Consider the following 13720-nt stretch of genomic DNA (forward strand, 5'->3'; position numbering starts at 1 on the left):
GGCCGTGCGAACGATTGCGAAGATTCTCGGCGCCCTGCTCACGTGGGGCGTCGTCTCGGCCGGCTGCAGCGACGATCCCCAGCAAACGACGGACGATCCGCTCGCCGGCCTTCCCAAGGCCTATGCCCGCGTCGAGTGCGGCCGTGTCTTCGCCTGCTGCGACGCCGCCGAGCGGGACGACGTGCTCCTCTTCGACCCGGCCCCCGCGACCCAGGCCGAATGCGAGGCCCGGTACGAGAGCTTCTTCGGCGCCGTCGCCGTCGAACTTCGCAAGGGCATCGAGGCCGGCCGCATCGCGTACGACGAAGCCCGCGCGGACACGTGCTTCACGAAGGCCGAAGCGACGGCCTGCGCCGATTTCTTCGGCTCCCATTTCTTCGAAGAGGACCCCGATTGCGAGGCCATGTTCCAGGGCACCGTCGCGCTCGGCGGCGGCTGCCTCGGCGACGAAGAATGCGAGGCCCCGGGCGCCTCGTGCGCGGGCGCCTCGGGCACGGAGCTCGGCACCTGCAAGGCCCCGCCCGGCGCGGGCGAGCCTTGCCAGGACGGCCTCTGCGGGCCGGGCCTCACGTGCAGGCTCGACGAGGGCATGCTGAAATGCGTCGCCCCGACGGCCGACGGCGCCGCGTGCGACCTCGACATCGATTGCCAGAGCGGCTATTGCGATTTCCAGGCCGGCATCTGCGCCGCGCCCGCGCCCGTCGGAGGCGCGTGTGCCGTGAACGCGGGCTGCGCGAGCGGGTATTGTGACGTCGCGGCCGGAATGTGCGCCGCGAAAAAGGCCGACGGCGCGGCGTGCGTGACGAGCGTCGAATGCGCGAGCGGCTTCTGCGGCGACGCCGCGGGCACGGGCGCATGTGCCCCCACGAAGCCGGACGGCGCGACGTGTATGGTCTCCGCCGAATGCGCGAGCGGCTTCTGTGACGCCGGCGCGTGCAGCCCGAGCACCGGCGCCCCTGTCTGCGACGGCCTTTGACCGGACGGGGGCTGGGCCCCCCGAGGGACCTCCCGTTCCGGTTGACGCCGCGCCTCTTTTATCCCACGTCTCCCCCTCAGCGAGGCGTGTTGCCCATGGACCGAGACCGCTGGCTCTCCGTTGTGCTGAGGACGGCGCTGCTCGTCCTGTTTTTCTGGATGATCCGGACGCTCCTCGTCCCGATTGCCCTGGGCGGCCTCTTCGCGCTCCTCCTGAGCCCCCTCGTCGAAAAGGCGAAGCCGCGGCTCGGCCGCGCCGAGCGCATCGCGCCGCTCCTCTTCACGTTCGGCACGATGATCCTCGTGGTCATCCCGTTCGTCTTCTTCACGATCGAGGCCATCCAGCAGATCAACGAATTTTTGACCCGCGACTGGACGCCGACGATCCAGCGCTTCCAGTCGTTCCTGACGGAAGGCATCGACATTCGCGGCCGGAGCATCCACATCGGCGGCCCCCAGCTCCAGGCGGCCATCCAGAACATTGGCCAGCGCGCGGCGTCCTTCGCGGCCTCGTTCGTCGGCGGCCTGGCCACGGCATTGCCGGCGTTCATCCTGAGCCTCTTCCTGTTCGGCGTCTCGCTTTATTACTTCCTGCGCGACGGCGGCAAGCTCGTCCGCTGGATGTTCCGCTTCTCGCCGTTCCCGCAGAACCAGACGCGCGAGCTCTTTGCCTCCGTCCGCGAGACCGTCAACGGCGCCATCCTCGGCATTCTCGCGACCGCCGTGGTCCAGGGCAGCCTCGCGCTGCTCGCCCTCAACGTGTTCGGCGTGCCAAACGCGTTCTTGCTCGGCGTCCTCGCCGCGTTCCTCTCGTTCATCCCGCTCGTCGGCACGACGCCGGTCACGGTGGGCGCGACGATTTACCTCTTCGTCACGGGGCACGTCGGCGGCGGCATCGGGATGATCGTCTCGGCCGTGGTCATCGGCCTCTCCGACAACGTCGTGCGCCCGTGGGTGCAGAGCTCGTCGACCCGCATGCACCCGCTCATCGCGCTGCTCGGCATCTTCGGCGGCCTGGAGCTCTTTGGCCCGGTCGGCGTCTTCCTCGGCCCCGTCATCGCGGCCATGGCCGTCTGGACCGTCGACACCTACGAGAAGCTGCACGCGCCGCGTCGCGAGGCCACCGCGCCGCCCGCGGACGTGAGCGTGCCCCCGCCGCCGAAGACCGCGCCTCCGCCGGAAATCCCGCCCGTGCCTTGAGCTCAGTGCGCCAGGGGGGGCACGGCGTCGAGCCGCTGATCGAGCTCGGCCTTCGCCTTCAGGAAGGCGTGTCGTTCTGCCTCGGGCACGGCCGTGGTGGGCGGCTTGAGGAGCGACTCGGCGTCGACAAAGGGGCCGTTCGTGCGCGCGCTGAAATGCAGGTGAGGCCCCGTGGAGCGCCCCGTGCTCCCGACATACCCGATGAGCTGGTGGGGGCGCACGTGATCGCCGACCTCGAGCCCTTGGGCAAACTTCGAGAGATGGGCATACCCGGTCTCGGTTCCGTCGGGATGCACGATGGCGACCCAGTTGCCGTGCGCCCCGTGGGGGCCGACGAAGCTGACCGTGCCTCGATACGAGGCATACACGGGCGTCCCTTTGGGGGCGCCGAAATCCGTCCCCTGGTGCGGCATGGGCCGGCGCAGGATCGGGTGCATGCGGCGCGGGTTGAAGGGGGACGTCCTGCGCAGCTTGGCGAGGGGCGAACGCCAGCCGGTCGAGCAGGCCTGTGTCCCCGTCGCGTCATAATAACCCTGCGCGTCGTGCCCTACGAACTCGTAGAACCGCGACGGCTCGCCGACGGGCGGCCGGTATTCGAGCGCGAGGATATGCGTGTCGCGTCCGGCGTCGGCGGCTCCTTGTTGTTTGTCGGCCACGAGCCGGATCGTCGCCCCTTCGCGGTGGTCGTCGTCCGGCAGGCAACTGCCGAGCGTGTCGTCGATTTCGTCGAGAAACGCGTCGTCGAGCGATCCGAGCGCTGCGGAGGGCCCCGACGATCCCACGACGAGCGAGCCTACCTGCTCGTGCTCGGGCGTGACCGTCTCGCTGCGCGGCGGTGCTGGGATCGCCGACGGGGTTGCCGCAGTACGCTCCCCCGCTGCGCGGGCCCAGTCCCTCTCCAGCGAGACGGACCAGCAGAAGAAGGGGATCCACGCCACGCCGAGGAGCGCGACGCACCCGAGCGCGACGTTGACCGCGACGATCGAGCGTCGTGAGGAGTCTGGATCGTGCGTCTCCACCGAAGAGCGCGGAGATGAACCAGCGCCGATCCAGGGGTGCAACCCGCGAGCACGGCTCCTTGCTCCGAGGCTTGCGCGGCCGGTCCACGCGTGCACAATGGGTTCGGTTCGAAGTCATTCGCACCGGTCACGACGGTGCCAGCGCGTCTGGCGCGCCGGACCCATCGCCGGGGAGTCGAGGCCATGATCTCCCACGTTCAGATGATCACACGCATCGCCGTGGGTACGGCGCTCGGCGGCGTCATCGGATACGAGCGCGACCGGCACGGCAAGCGCGCGGGCCTCCGGACGCACCTCCTCGTCGCGACGGCCTCGGCCACGTTCATGATCGTGTCCGCGCACTTCGTTTACTTCCAAGGGTACGCCGAAGGTCAGCTCGTCGAGGTGGACGGCTCACGTATTGCGGCGTCTGTCGTGTCGGGCATCGGCTTCCTGGCGGGCGGCGCCATTCTACGGACCGGGCTGACGATTCAGGGGCTCACGACCGCAGCGGGCCTCTGGCTGGTGACCGCGATCGGCCTTTGTGCGGGCGCGGGCATGATGGTCGAAGCCGCCCTCGTGACCGCCATCGGGGTCGTGGTGCAGACGGTCGTGCGGCGACTCGAAGGCAAAGGCAACCTGCTCGTCCGGCGGCGCGTCTCGGTGGTCCTCGCCGAGGACTCCAAGCAACTCGACGACGTGGAGGCATTGCTCAAGGAGCTCCGCGGCGTCGTCTTCAACATCGAATACGAGCGGCGCCTCGATGAAAAGCGGCGGATCTCCATCGCTTTCGACGTGGGGTTTCCCCCGTCGCTCCGCGTGGGCGATCTGATCGAGCGGCTCGAACGGGTCAAGGATGTTCGGCGGGTGCAGGTCGAGAATACGCACTGACGCGCCCAGCGCGTCGAAGCGTCACAACCACCCCTGCTCCCGATAAAACCGCACCGCATCCGCGAGCGACACGTCGAGCGGCCGCGACGTGTATCCGAGCTCCCGCGCCGCCCGCTCCGACGACATCCGCACCCGGAGCGTGCTCTGCAGGGCCATTTCGTGGCTCAGCAGGGGCGGCCGTCCCGTGAGGCGGGACGCGCTTTCCATCAAGAACGACAAACCCATCACCGCCCGATCCGGCAACGTGAAGCGTGGCGCCTTTCCGCCGGCCGCCGCCGCGATTCGCGTGAGCAGCGCCCCCACCGAGAGCGCCTCGCCGCCGAGGATGTAATGCCGTCCCGCGCTGCCCCGCTCGGCGGCCGCGAGGTGCGCCGTCGCCACGTCGCGCACGTCGCACGTGGTCCGGATCCCGCTCGGCGCCGCGATCGTCGTGCCCTTTTGCGTCGCCGAAAAGAGCGGGAGCACGTTGCGTTTCCAGTCCCCCGGGCCGAACACCGCCACGGGGTGCGTGATCACCACGAAGAGCCCCTCGCGCCCCGCCCGCTCCACCTCCTGCTCCGCCAGCCATTTCGTGTGCGGATAGACCATCTGGAGCGCCGCGAAATTGTACACGCTCGACTCGTCGACCGTGACGATCGCCTCGGTCGGGGGATACGGCTTTCCGATCGTCGAGCCCGTCGACGTGAACACGAATCGCGGTACGCCCGCGCGTCGCGCCGCCGCGAGCATGTTCCGCGTGCCCGTGACGTTCGTCCGCTCGATCTCCGCCCACTGCGCGCGCCACATCCGCACGTCGGCCGCGACGTGGTACACGACCGACACGCCGCGCATGGCCTCGGTCAGCGTCTCCACGTCGTCGAGGTCCCCCCGCACGATGTCGAGCTCGTCGCGCGGCAGGTCTCCGGGCAAACCGCCGCTCCGCGACAGCGCGACCACGTGGTGCCCGGAGGCGAGGAGCTGCCGCGTGATTTCCCAGCCGAGGAAGCCCGTTCCGCCCGTCACGAATGCGGTTTTTCGCCGCGGAATCCCGTTCATGCGCGCCTTCTTCGTCGGGACGGGGGCACGCACGCGATGTAGGCGCGTGCCTCCGCTTCGTTGTCGAAAAACACGATATGCATGTCGGGCGGCGACGTCCGGAGGAACCGCGCCGCCCGCATGACCATCTCGGCGAAGATCCGGATCGTGAATTTCGCGCCGAAACAGACGTGGGTCATCGCGCTCGTGTGGCGCGTCCCCTGGAGCACCCGCCGCGCCTCGGGCGTCGCCCCGGTGACCGCGGAGAGGTCGCAGAGCACGAAGATGTGCCCTCGCTCGGCGGCCCAGGCCCTTTGATAAGCGATGAGCGCGTCGAGCGACGGGCCGTCGACCTCGCCCGAGAGGCACATGCCGAAGATGTTCGGCGCCTCGGTCCACGCGACCTGCTCCCCGAATTGCCGTCGTTCGTCCGGCGTCGGCCCAGCCATCGTCATTCCCCTCCGCACCTCACGGGACGAGCTTGCGCAGCTCCTCGCGCCGCTCGACGAGCCACGCCCGCGCCGCGGCCTCCGATTCGAAGAACTCGAAGCGCATGTGCCGCTTCGAGAGCACCCGGACCGCGCTCAGCACCATCTTCGCCAGCGTCATCCCCGCGAAGTTCGCGCCGAACATGGCGATCGCGCTCGGCGCCGTCCGGCCGCGGCTCCACGTGACCATGGTCTTTCGGGCTTCGGGGGTGACCGTGCCGATCTTTCGCGCGTCCAGGAGAATGAGCCGGTAGCCGTAGGTCATTTCGGTCGCGTCGCGCGCGCGCTGGACGCACAGCTCGACCTCCAGGTCGTAATTGCCGTCGAGCCGCACGACGAGCAGGTCCTCTTCGTGGATCAGGTCGAGGCGCGCGGGGGGTCGGGTTGAATCCATGAGATACCCTCACCACCTTTCGATGCGCCACCCGCGCTGCCGGGCGAGGCGCTCGAGCCGCGGATCGGGGTTCACGGCGATCGGCTCGGCCACCCGTTCGAGCAGGGGCACGTCGGTGACGCTGTCCGAATAAAACGTCGATTCTTCGAGGACGAACCCGAGCCTCTCGGCGAGCGCCTCCGCGCGCCGCACCTTCCCCACGCCGAGGCAAAGCGGCCGCTCCGCGCGACCCGTGAAAAGGCCACGCGCGTCGATTTCGAGCTCCGTCCCGACGACGTGCTCGATCTCCAATCGCTGGGCCAGCGGCCGCGCCGCGTATTTCGTCGCGCCTGTCACGATCGCGCAGACGTCGCCCGCCGCCTTGTGCCGTTTCACCGCGCGCCGCCCCGCGTCGGCGACGTGTCGCTCCACGTATTTGCCGAACCAGTCCTCGCAGCGCGTGACGAGCGTGCTCTCGGGCGTGCCGGAGAGCGGCGCGAGCGCCTTCTCCGCCATGCCCTCCGCGTCGAGGAGCCCGAGCGTGTATTGCCCGACCCAGTAAAACGTCTTCAAAAGGTCGAACGTCGACGCCTCGCCGATGTCCCGCAGATACCGCACGTACAGGCTCGCGGTCTCCTTGCGCACGAGCGTGCGGTCCATGTCGAAGAGCGCGGCGCGGGGCTTCGGCGCGCTCATCGCGAGAACCCGTAGCCGCGCTGGAGCGTCGCCGAGAAGATGTTGCAGAGCGCGTGGAACACGACGCCCGCGCCGACGCCGCCCGTCCGCGCGCGCAGCCAGCCGAAGACGAGCGACGGGAAAAACACCGCGAGCCGGTCCACGCTCGGCACGGTCAAGAAATGCCCAATCGCGAAGATGGCCGACGAGACCACCACGCCCGGGCCGAGATCCGCGCCGAACACGCGCCACCGGGGCGCCCACGCGGCATCGAGGCGGGTCTGGAGGTATCCCCTGAAAAACGCCTCCTCGGGGAGCGCCACGGCCAGGAAATGCCCGGAGATTTCGTTCCACGGCGACGCGAAGCCCCGGAGCACGAAGGGCATCTTCACGCGCCAGAAGAGTTTGAAGCCGATCCAGAACGGCGGAAAGATGATCGCTGCGAGGAGCAGCACCCAGAGCGAGGCCACGGCCGCGTCGCGCAGCAGCCGGCGCCGATCGAGCGGCAGCGGTTCGAGCAGGCCGCCGAGGGAGAGCCCGTGCGCGCGGATCACGTGCTCGTCCGCGCGCAGGACGAGCCACCATGTGACCGCGAGGAACGCGAGCCCGACGGCCGTCCCCGCGTGATCTTTGGGCGCGAGGTACGAGAGCGCGGTCACGAGGATCGTCGTGGCGAGCGCGACGAGCAGCGGGCGGCGCGCGTTCGGCGCCTCGGGGACGGGCGCGGCGGGCGCGGCGGGCGCGGGGCTCTCGGCGCCGAGGCCCGGGGCGGGCGGCGGCTCGGGCGTTTCGAAGGGGGCGGGAGGATCCGGGAGCACGCGCGGGCGAGGATAGCCTCGTCTGGCCGGCGGCGCGAGCCCGTGGTCGTGGGGTGGTCCGGGAAGATCTTCGATTTTCTGGCCTTCCTGGGGACGGCGGGTACAGTCGGTCCGTGGTGCTCGGTTCGCTTCTCCGCTCCCTGGCCCCGTCCTGCCTCGCGGCGCTCACGCTCGGCGCGGGCATGCTCTGCGCCCGCCCGGCGAGCGCACTCTCGCCGTTCCTGGTGACGCCCGAGGCCTCGGTGGTCGAGGCGAGCCCGGCGTATCGATACGCGAACATGACGGACGACGAGGCGATCGCCGAGCTCGACCGCCGCAGCCTCCCGTACGTACGCGTCGAACCCGTGCCCGGCGTCCGCGCGCCGATCCGGCTCACGGGCCGGCTGCACGGCGTATCGATTCATTCGGCGCTGCCGGAGGAGCAGCGGGCGACGTCGGTGTTCGAAATCCTCGACGCGCGCCTGGCCCTCGCGCTCGACGATTTCACGGCGGTGCTCGAACGTCACGAGATCGACGAGCTCGTCCACTACACGATGTACCGGCCGAACGTGCCGCGCGAGATGTCCGTGCCCGTGGCGGCGAAAAAGGAACCGGCCAAGAAGGAAGCGCCGAAGAAGGAAACGGCGAAGAAAGAGGCGCCCAAAAAGGAAACGCCGAAAGCGGAGGCGCCGAAAGCGGAAGCGCCGAAGACGAGCTCGAAGTTGCCCGTGGGGAATGCGGCGAAGGCGCCGGACCTCGGCAAGGGCGGGCTCGGGGCAAAGCCTTCCCATGAGGGCGCGGCGAAGGGCACGAAACACAAGGCGCCGGCCGCGGTCCAGGCCAAGCCGCGCGAGATGGTGACGGCGAGCGAGAAGCCGAAATCCGCGCCGCGGCACGCCCCGAAGGCCGCTCCGCAGCACGCGCCGGCGAAGGCCGAGGCGAAAGCGGCGCCGGGGAAGCCGGACGTGCAGGCAACACCCGCGAAGGCCGAGACGCACGCAGCGCCGGCGAAGACCGTGCCGCACCCGCGCTGGGCCCCGCCGGGCACGCGTCATCCCGCGGGGCTCGCGATCGACGTGGGCCGATTGCGAAAGAAGGACGGGACCTGGATCAGCGTCCTCGACCATTTCCACGGCAAGATCGGTGAAAAGACCTGCGGCGACGGCGCGCGCAAGCCCGAGCAGCCCGTCGCGCAGGAGCTCCGCGCCCTCGTGTGCGAATCTCAGGACGCGGGCATCTTCACGTACGTGCTCTCGCCGAATTACAACACCGACCACGCCGACCATTTCCACATGGAGATCAAGCCCGGCGTGCGGTGGTTCCTCGTGCACTGACGGGGGCTAGCGGCAGCCCGTCGGGAGCCGCGCGTTGGGAATGCTCTTCATCCAAGCGCAGCGGATCATGGTTCCGATGTAGATATCACTCGGGACGACGCGCCGGACGCCGATCGACGCGGACGCGCCGCCGACGGAGACACCCTGGCTCTGCTCCAGCGAGGCGATGAACGCGCGCGTCGCGGCCTCGTGGCGGCCGGGCACGTGATGGTGGTAGACGCCTTCCTTGGGCGCCTTCACGTCGGCGGGAGGTGCCGGAATGCCTGCGGGCCAGGGCAAAGGCGGAGTCCGCGCGTGGGAAAAGTCCCACAGCATGATCTCGATGGTCTCGGGCGCCCAGGGCGTGGCGCCCGGCGCGTGGAAGTTCGCGAGGCGCTGATACGCCCGGACGAACACGGCCGGCGCCACGCCCGTCTCCCCGGCGGTGGCCTTCCCATTCCGCGTGATGCCCTCGACGGAAGCGTATTTCCATTGCGAGCCTTGGCGAAGCGCGATCCCTACCCTCGGCTGATCCGTCGCGTCCGTGACCGAGATCTGTGCAGGCAGGGCCATGAACTCGGCCGTCGCGAGCTCCTCGACGAGTTTTCTCGCCGCCTCCGCGCCCACGTTCACGGTGAGCGCCTCGGCCTTGTCGCCCACGAGTTTGTGATAAACGACGAGCCCGTCCTCGTACACGACGATCGTGGGCACGTCCGAGCCGAGGACCATGAGCCAGGGATTCCTTTCGCGCAGCACGGCCAGCGGCTTGTGGTCGAGCTTGGCGAGTCCCTCGAATTCGACGAGCGGCGAAGCCGGCCCGAGCGGCGCGGCGTTGCGAGGAGGTTCTTTCGATGTCGATGTCGGCGCGGCCGAAACCGATTGCGTGAGAGCGGCGGACGGCGCGCGCTCGTTCGGGGTCGTGGCGTCGCGACAGCCGCAGGCCAGGGAGAGCAGCGCGAGGAGCGCCGTGGCGCGACAATGGGGGAGGGGCATGCCTTTCTTTCTACCGTCGCGGCCGGCGTTTTCGCAAGCGTGTGGTCATGGTTGCAGCAGCACCCCGTGTTCGAGGTCGATGGGCAGCTTGAGGGTGCCGGCGACGACCAGCTCGACGGGGGGAAGCGGGCCGTTCGTGAGGGACGCGAACGGGAGATCGACCTGGAACATGAGCGAAGCGAACCCGACCGACACGAAAGGCGCGAGGTGCGCGCCGACGAATGCGGCCCGATCCTTGGTCGCGCTCTCGAACGTGGCCCCGACCTCGGCACCGAAGATCGTGGTATTGATCTGCGGGCCAAACGAGACCCGCAAGCGCTCGAAGCCCACCGTGCTCGCCTGAACGAAGCCCCCGTACCCGAGCCCCTTGCCGGTTGAGCTCGCGTAATGCACGAACGTGGCCTCCCCGCCGAGGAGCCCCAGCACGGGCTGCTCGGGGCCGAACACGATGCCGCCCATCGGCCCGACCGTGAAGACGTTCCACCCATCGGCGCGGCTCGGGTTCGTGGACACGAGCAGCGCGACGGCGATGGCGAGCGAAGGGACTTTGCGGCGCATGAACGGGGGAGCGTGGCGCGAATGCCAGCGGCCTGTCAATCGGATCTGCTCTTCGCGGCAGCGACGACGTCGCCGGCGTGCCCGTCCTCGTGCCGGACCGACGATGCAAAAGATGCACGGTCCGTGGACCGCGACGTTTTTCCTCGCGTCCGTGGGCAAACCGGTTTGTTGACGACGCCCGAACCGCCGGCGTAGAACGCGCCGGTGCCCTCCCTGTCCCACGAAGCGATCGTCGAGCTGTTTCGCAACCGACCCGTGCTCGCGGCGGAGATCTTGCGTGAGGCGTTCGACGTGACGCTGCCGAGCTTCACGGAAGCGCGCATCGAATCCGCGGAGCTCGGCGACGTGATGCCTCGGGAGCTCCGCGCCGACCTGCTCGTGCTCCTCCTCGAGGGAAAGCCCGTTCTCGCGATCATCGTCGAGGCGCAGCTTCACCATCCGAAGCAGGAAAAGTCATTCGCGTGGCCTGCCTACCTCGTCGGCGCACGCGCGCGCTACAAGTGCCCCGCGTGTCTTCTCCTCGTCACGCCCGACCCTGCGCTCGCGGCGCGCCTCGCAGAGCCGATCGTGCTCGGCCCTGGCCAGGCCGTGATCACGCCGTTTGTCCTGGGACCCGCGGGCGTTCCGGTCGTGGCGGACATCGAGGAGGCGCAGAGAAGGCCGGAACTCGCGGTTCTGTCGGCGATGGCGCACGGGCGGACGGAGACGGCGTTCGAGGTGGCCATCGCTGCAATGACCGCGAGCGCGGGGATCGAGGACACGGCGACCCGTGCGCTCTACATGGATCTCGTGCTAATGTCGTTGAACGCGGCCACACGAAGCGCCCTGGAGGCTGTCATGAGCATCAAAAATTACGAGTACCAGAGCGAGTTCGCGCGTACGTACTTTCAGCAGGGGCTCGAGCAGGGCATCGAGAAGGGGCGCGTCGAGGGGCGCGTCGAGGGGCGCGTCGAGGGGCGCTTGGAAGGGGAGCTGCGTCCGCTCGTGCGTCAGTTCGAGCGCCGGCTCGCGCGGGGCTTGTCCGACGCCGAGCGGGCTCGGCTCGCCGAGCGGGTCCGTGCACAGGGCGCCGAGCGTGTCGGCGACCTGGTGCTCGATCTCTCCGCCCAAGACCTCGCCACCTGGCTCGCCGCGACGAACGGGCACTGAGGTTCGTCGAAGATCCCTCCCACTGGATCGACGTGCAGTCTGCTCCCGCAGCGACCTGAACATTCGTCAGCCCATTACGATTTTTCGTCCTTACCACGCAACTGTCGACCCCTTCCTGTCGACATGATCGCGTGGGGGTCATGCTCGGACGAACCCCCCGGGAGGACGAACTCATGCTCATCGACGTTGCAGCGCTTTCGACCGATCCGCTCGTGGGGACCCGTTATCGTGTCGTTCGTTTGATCGGCGGCGGTTTGTCCGCCGACGTGTACGAGGCCACCGGCCCTTCCGGCGAGCTTCATGCCATCAAGGTGCTCCGCCACGAGATGCGGGACTCGCAGGACGCCGCCGCACGCCTTCTCCAGGAGGGGCGCCTGCTCGCCTCGCTCCGCCACCCAAACCTCGTGCCCCTGCGCGAGATGGGAATGACCCGGGACGGCCGTCCTTTCCTCGCCATGCCCCGCCTCCCCGGCGAGACGCTCCGCGAGACCCGCCTCCGCCAGGGCGCCCTCGCGCCCGCGTTCGCCGCCTCCCTCGTCGCCGGCGCGCTTGATGGATTGCACGCCGCCCATCGGCACGGCGTCGTGCATCGCGACGTCAAACCCGGGAACATTTTCCTCATCGCCGCGAATGCCGGCCCCCCGCGCCCCGCGATGATCGATTTCGGCATTGCCAAGGTCTCCGGCGCCGCGGTCCGCCACACCACGGACCCTCAATTCATCCTCGGCACGCCTCGCTACATCGCCCCCGAGCAGATCCTCGACGGGCGCGTCGACGCCCGCACCGACGTGTATGCCATGGGCATCGTCCTCTTCGAATGCATCGCCGCGCGCGGCCCGTTCGACCTGCTCGCCGGGTCCGATCTTCTCACCGTCATGCGCGCCCACCTCGGCCTCGCCCCGCGCCGCCTCGACGACGTCGCGAACGTCCCGTCCGCTCTCGCCTGCGTCGTCGCGCGCGCGCTCGAAAAGAAACCCGCGCGCCGGTATCCCACGGCGGCCGCCTTCGCTGCGGCGATCCGCGGCGCCGTCGCGCCCGAGGCGTTCTCCGGGGCCGAGCGGAGGGCGTCGTGACAAACGCTGCGTTTTGCACGGGCCTTCCCGAGCGGTCCACCATGCCCGGCGATGATACCGCGGAGAGCCTTCGCGCCCCCTCCACCGAGGCCCTCGGACGCTCCGCGCCTCTCCGCCGCGGCGAGCGCGCGCCCGGCACGCCGTGGATTGTCGTTCGGCCCCTCGGAAAGGGCGGCGTCGGCGAGGTCTTCGAGGTCGAACACGTCCTGCTCGGGCGCCGCGCCGCGCTGAAAGTCCTCCTCCCCGCGAATGCCGAGCGCCACGGGCTCGCCGAGCGGATCGCCGACGAGGGGCGGATCCTCGCCCGCGTACGTCATGACAACCTCGTCGAGGTCCTCGACCTCGGCCTGCTCTCGGACGACGGCCGCCCCTACCTCGTCCTCGAGCTCCTCGAAGGCCGTGATCTCCGGGCCGAGCTCGGCCGTATCGGCGTGCTCTCCGTGCCGACCACCCTCGCCCTTGCGTCGCAGATCCTCGGCGGCCTCGGCGCGCTTCACCGCGCGGGCTTCGTGCACCGCGACATCAAGCTCGAAAACCTTTTCCTTTGCGATGACGGCCGCGCCAAGATCCTCGACCTCGGCGCCGCCGAGCCCGCCGCGGGTGGTGAGGGGCCGGGCGCGCGGGGGGCCTCGCTCGGGACGCCGCGCACGATGGCGCCCGAGCAATTCGCTGGAAAACCCGTCGACGGGCGTGCGGATCTGTATGCCCTCGGCCTCGTCCTTTACGAGCTCGTCGCCGGTCGTGGCCCCTTCGACGACATCAAAGGCATCGACGCGCTCCGATTCGCACACCTCGATCGGACCCCCCCGCCGCCGTCGCGATTCGCCCCGCAGCCCATCCCCGCGGCGCTCGACACCTGGCTCCTCCGCGCCCTCGAAAAAGACCCGGACGACCGCTTCACCTCGGCCGAGGCCATGGCCGCCGAGATCCCCGCGATCGTCGCGCCCCTCTACGACCCCGCCGCGCGCGCCGTCGACGTCACCACGCCGTCCGTGTTCTATGTGGACGTCTCCCGCCCCTCGTCCCCGAGCGCCGCCGCGTCGCCGCGGGATTCGAGCGGCGGGGAGGGCATGCGCCGCATGGTCGTGTCCGCCCTGGCCATCGCTTCGCTCGCCGCCGGGCTCGCCGCGGGCAGGCTCCTCGGCGCCCCCTCTTCGTTCGGCGGTGTCGTGAACGATCCGATCGCGTCGCGATCGGTGTAAGGTCTTCGTGCACGCCTCCGT

15 protein-coding genes are annotated in these 13720 nt (G+C 69.6%); 7 read left to right on the forward strand and 8 right to left on the reverse strand.

All coding sequences use genetic code 11. From position 1 onward, the window contains the following. Positions 1 to 4 precede the first annotated feature (4 nt). Positions 5 to 976 (forward strand): hypothetical protein, encoded by a 972-nt coding sequence (locus POL67_RS01910; RefSeq protein WP_271914955.1) that lies wholly within the window; start codon positions 5 to 7, stop codon positions 974 to 976. A gap of 95 nt (positions 977 to 1071) precedes the next feature. Continuing rightward, positions 1072 to 2175, forward strand: a complete 1104-nt coding sequence (locus POL67_RS01915) for an AI-2E family transporter (protein ID WP_271914957.1) — start codon at positions 1072 to 1074, stop codon at positions 2173 to 2175. Positions 2176 to 2177: 2 nt separating this feature from the next. On the opposite strand, the gene POL67_RS53425 is transcribed toward POL67_RS01915, so the two are convergent. After that, the gene (locus POL67_RS53425) at positions 2178 to 3194 is read right to left on the reverse strand and encodes a M23 family metallopeptidase (RefSeq protein WP_271914959.1); all 1017 of its coding nucleotides are present in this window, start codon (positions 3192 to 3194) and stop codon (positions 2178 to 2180) included. 183 nt (positions 3195 to 3377) lie between these two features. Here POL67_RS53425 and POL67_RS01925 point away from each other — a divergent pair, with 183 nt between their 5' ends. Then, entirely contained in the window at positions 3378 to 4064 is a 687-nt protein-coding gene (locus POL67_RS01925; RefSeq protein ID WP_271914961.1) for an MgtC/SapB family protein, read from the forward strand. 21 nt (positions 4065 to 4085) lie between these two features. Here the strand turns inward: POL67_RS01925 and POL67_RS01930 are convergent, their stop codons facing one another. Genes POL67_RS01930 through mrtC form a run of 5 tightly spaced genes read right to left on the reverse strand, consistent with a single transcriptional unit; the run spans position 4086 to position 7432 of the window. Next, complete coding sequence (locus POL67_RS01930; RefSeq protein WP_271914963.1) at positions 4086 to 5099, reverse strand: NAD-dependent epimerase/dehydratase family protein; 1014 nt, start codon at positions 5097 to 5099, stop codon at positions 4086 to 4088. Further along, the gene (locus POL67_RS01935) at positions 5096 to 5527 is read right to left on the reverse strand and encodes a hypothetical protein (RefSeq protein ID WP_271914964.1); all 432 of its coding nucleotides are present in this window, start codon (positions 5525 to 5527) and stop codon (positions 5096 to 5098) included. Before POL67_RS01935 ends, POL67_RS01930 begins: the two co-directional genes overlap by 4 nt. A 19-nt stretch (positions 5528 to 5546) precedes the next feature. Beyond that, positions 5547 to 5960, reverse strand: coding sequence for a DUF7793 family protein (locus tag POL67_RS01940; protein WP_271914966.1), 414 nt, complete (start codon positions 5958 to 5960; stop codon positions 5547 to 5549). A 9-nt stretch (positions 5961 to 5969) separates the two neighbouring features. Then, positions 5970 to 6635: an HAD family hydrolase gene (locus POL67_RS01945; RefSeq protein WP_271914968.1), complete on the reverse strand. Its 666-nt coding sequence runs from the start codon at positions 6633 to 6635 to the stop codon at positions 5970 to 5972. After that, entirely contained in the window at positions 6632 to 7432 is an 801-nt protein-coding gene (gene mrtC, locus POL67_RS01950) for a myxosortase MrtC (RefSeq protein WP_271914969.1), read from the reverse strand. Before mrtC ends, POL67_RS01945 begins: the two co-directional genes overlap by 4 nt. 113 nt (positions 7433 to 7545) lie before the next feature. Here mrtC and POL67_RS53430 point away from each other — a divergent pair, with 113 nt between their 5' ends. Then, the gene (locus POL67_RS53430; protein ID WP_271914971.1) at positions 7546 to 8745 is read left to right on the forward strand and encodes an extensin family protein; all 1200 of its coding nucleotides are present in this window, start codon (positions 7546 to 7548) and stop codon (positions 8743 to 8745) included. A gap of 6 nt (positions 8746 to 8751) precedes the next feature. On the opposite strand, the gene POL67_RS01960 is transcribed toward POL67_RS53430, so the two are convergent. Together POL67_RS01960 and POL67_RS01965 are read right to left on the reverse strand one after the other, a co-directional pair. Continuing rightward, positions 8752 to 9717: a hypothetical protein gene (locus POL67_RS01960; RefSeq protein ID WP_271914972.1), complete on the reverse strand. Its 966-nt coding sequence runs from the start codon at positions 9715 to 9717 to the stop codon at positions 8752 to 8754. A gap of 45 nt (positions 9718 to 9762) precedes the next feature. Beyond that, the gene (locus POL67_RS01965; RefSeq protein ID WP_271914974.1) at positions 9763 to 10275 is read right to left on the reverse strand and encodes a hypothetical protein; all 513 of its coding nucleotides are present in this window, start codon (positions 10273 to 10275) and stop codon (positions 9763 to 9765) included. A 204-nt stretch (positions 10276 to 10479) separates the two neighbouring features. Here POL67_RS01965 and POL67_RS01970 point away from each other — a divergent pair, with 204 nt between their 5' ends. From POL67_RS01970 to POL67_RS01980, 3 genes are all read left to right on the forward strand, one after another. Next, complete coding sequence (locus POL67_RS01970; protein WP_271914976.1) at positions 10480 to 11424, forward strand: RpnC/YadD family protein; 945 nt, start codon at positions 10480 to 10482, stop codon at positions 11422 to 11424. A gap of 173 nt (positions 11425 to 11597) precedes the next feature. Continuing rightward, complete coding sequence (locus POL67_RS01975; RefSeq protein ID WP_271914978.1) at positions 11598 to 12497, forward strand: serine/threonine-protein kinase; 900 nt, start codon at positions 11598 to 11600, stop codon at positions 12495 to 12497. Then, positions 12494 to 13699, forward strand: coding sequence for a serine/threonine-protein kinase (locus tag POL67_RS01980; protein WP_271914980.1), 1206 nt, complete (start codon positions 12494 to 12496; stop codon positions 13697 to 13699). The genes POL67_RS01975 and POL67_RS01980 overlap by 4 nt, the downstream gene beginning before the upstream one ends. Positions 13700 to 13720: the final 21 nt, after the last annotated feature.

It is taken from the genome of Polyangium mundeleinium (genome assembly GCF_028369105.1).
In the GTDB taxonomy this organism is placed as follows: Bacteria; Myxococcota_A; Polyangia; order Polyangiales; family Polyangiaceae; genus Polyangium; species Polyangium mundeleinium.

Coding starts and splice junctions, on each gene's coding strand:
- POL67_RS01945 (WP_271914968.1), bottom strand. CDS start 6,635: ATGAGCGCGCCGAAGCCCCGCGCCGCGCTCTTCGACATGGACCGCACG.
- POL67_RS01975 (WP_271914978.1), top strand. CDS start 11,598: ATGCTCATCGACGTTGCAGCGCTTTCGACCGATCCGCTCGTGGGGACC.
- POL67_RS01930 (WP_271914963.1), bottom strand. CDS start 5,099: ATGAACGGGATTCCGCGGCGAAAAACCGCATTCGTGACGGGCGGAACG.
- POL67_RS01925 (WP_271914961.1), top strand. CDS start 3,378: ATGATCTCCCACGTTCAGATGATCACACGCATCGCCGTGGGTACGGCG.
- POL67_RS01940 (WP_271914966.1), bottom strand. CDS start 5,960: ATGGATTCAACCCGACCCCCCGCGCGCCTCGACCTGATCCACGAAGAG.
- POL67_RS01915 (WP_271914957.1), top strand. CDS start 1,072: ATGGACCGAGACCGCTGGCTCTCCGTTGTGCTGAGGACGGCGCTGCTC.
- POL67_RS01935 (WP_271914964.1), bottom strand. CDS start 5,527: ATGGCTGGGCCGACGCCGGACGAACGACGGCAATTCGGGGAGCAGGTC.
- POL67_RS01960 (WP_271914972.1), bottom strand. CDS start 9,717: ATGCCCCTCCCCCATTGTCGCGCCACGGCGCTCCTCGCGCTGCTCTCC.
- POL67_RS01965 (WP_271914974.1), bottom strand. CDS start 10,275: ATGCGCCGCAAAGTCCCTTCGCTCGCCATCGCCGTCGCGCTGCTCGTG.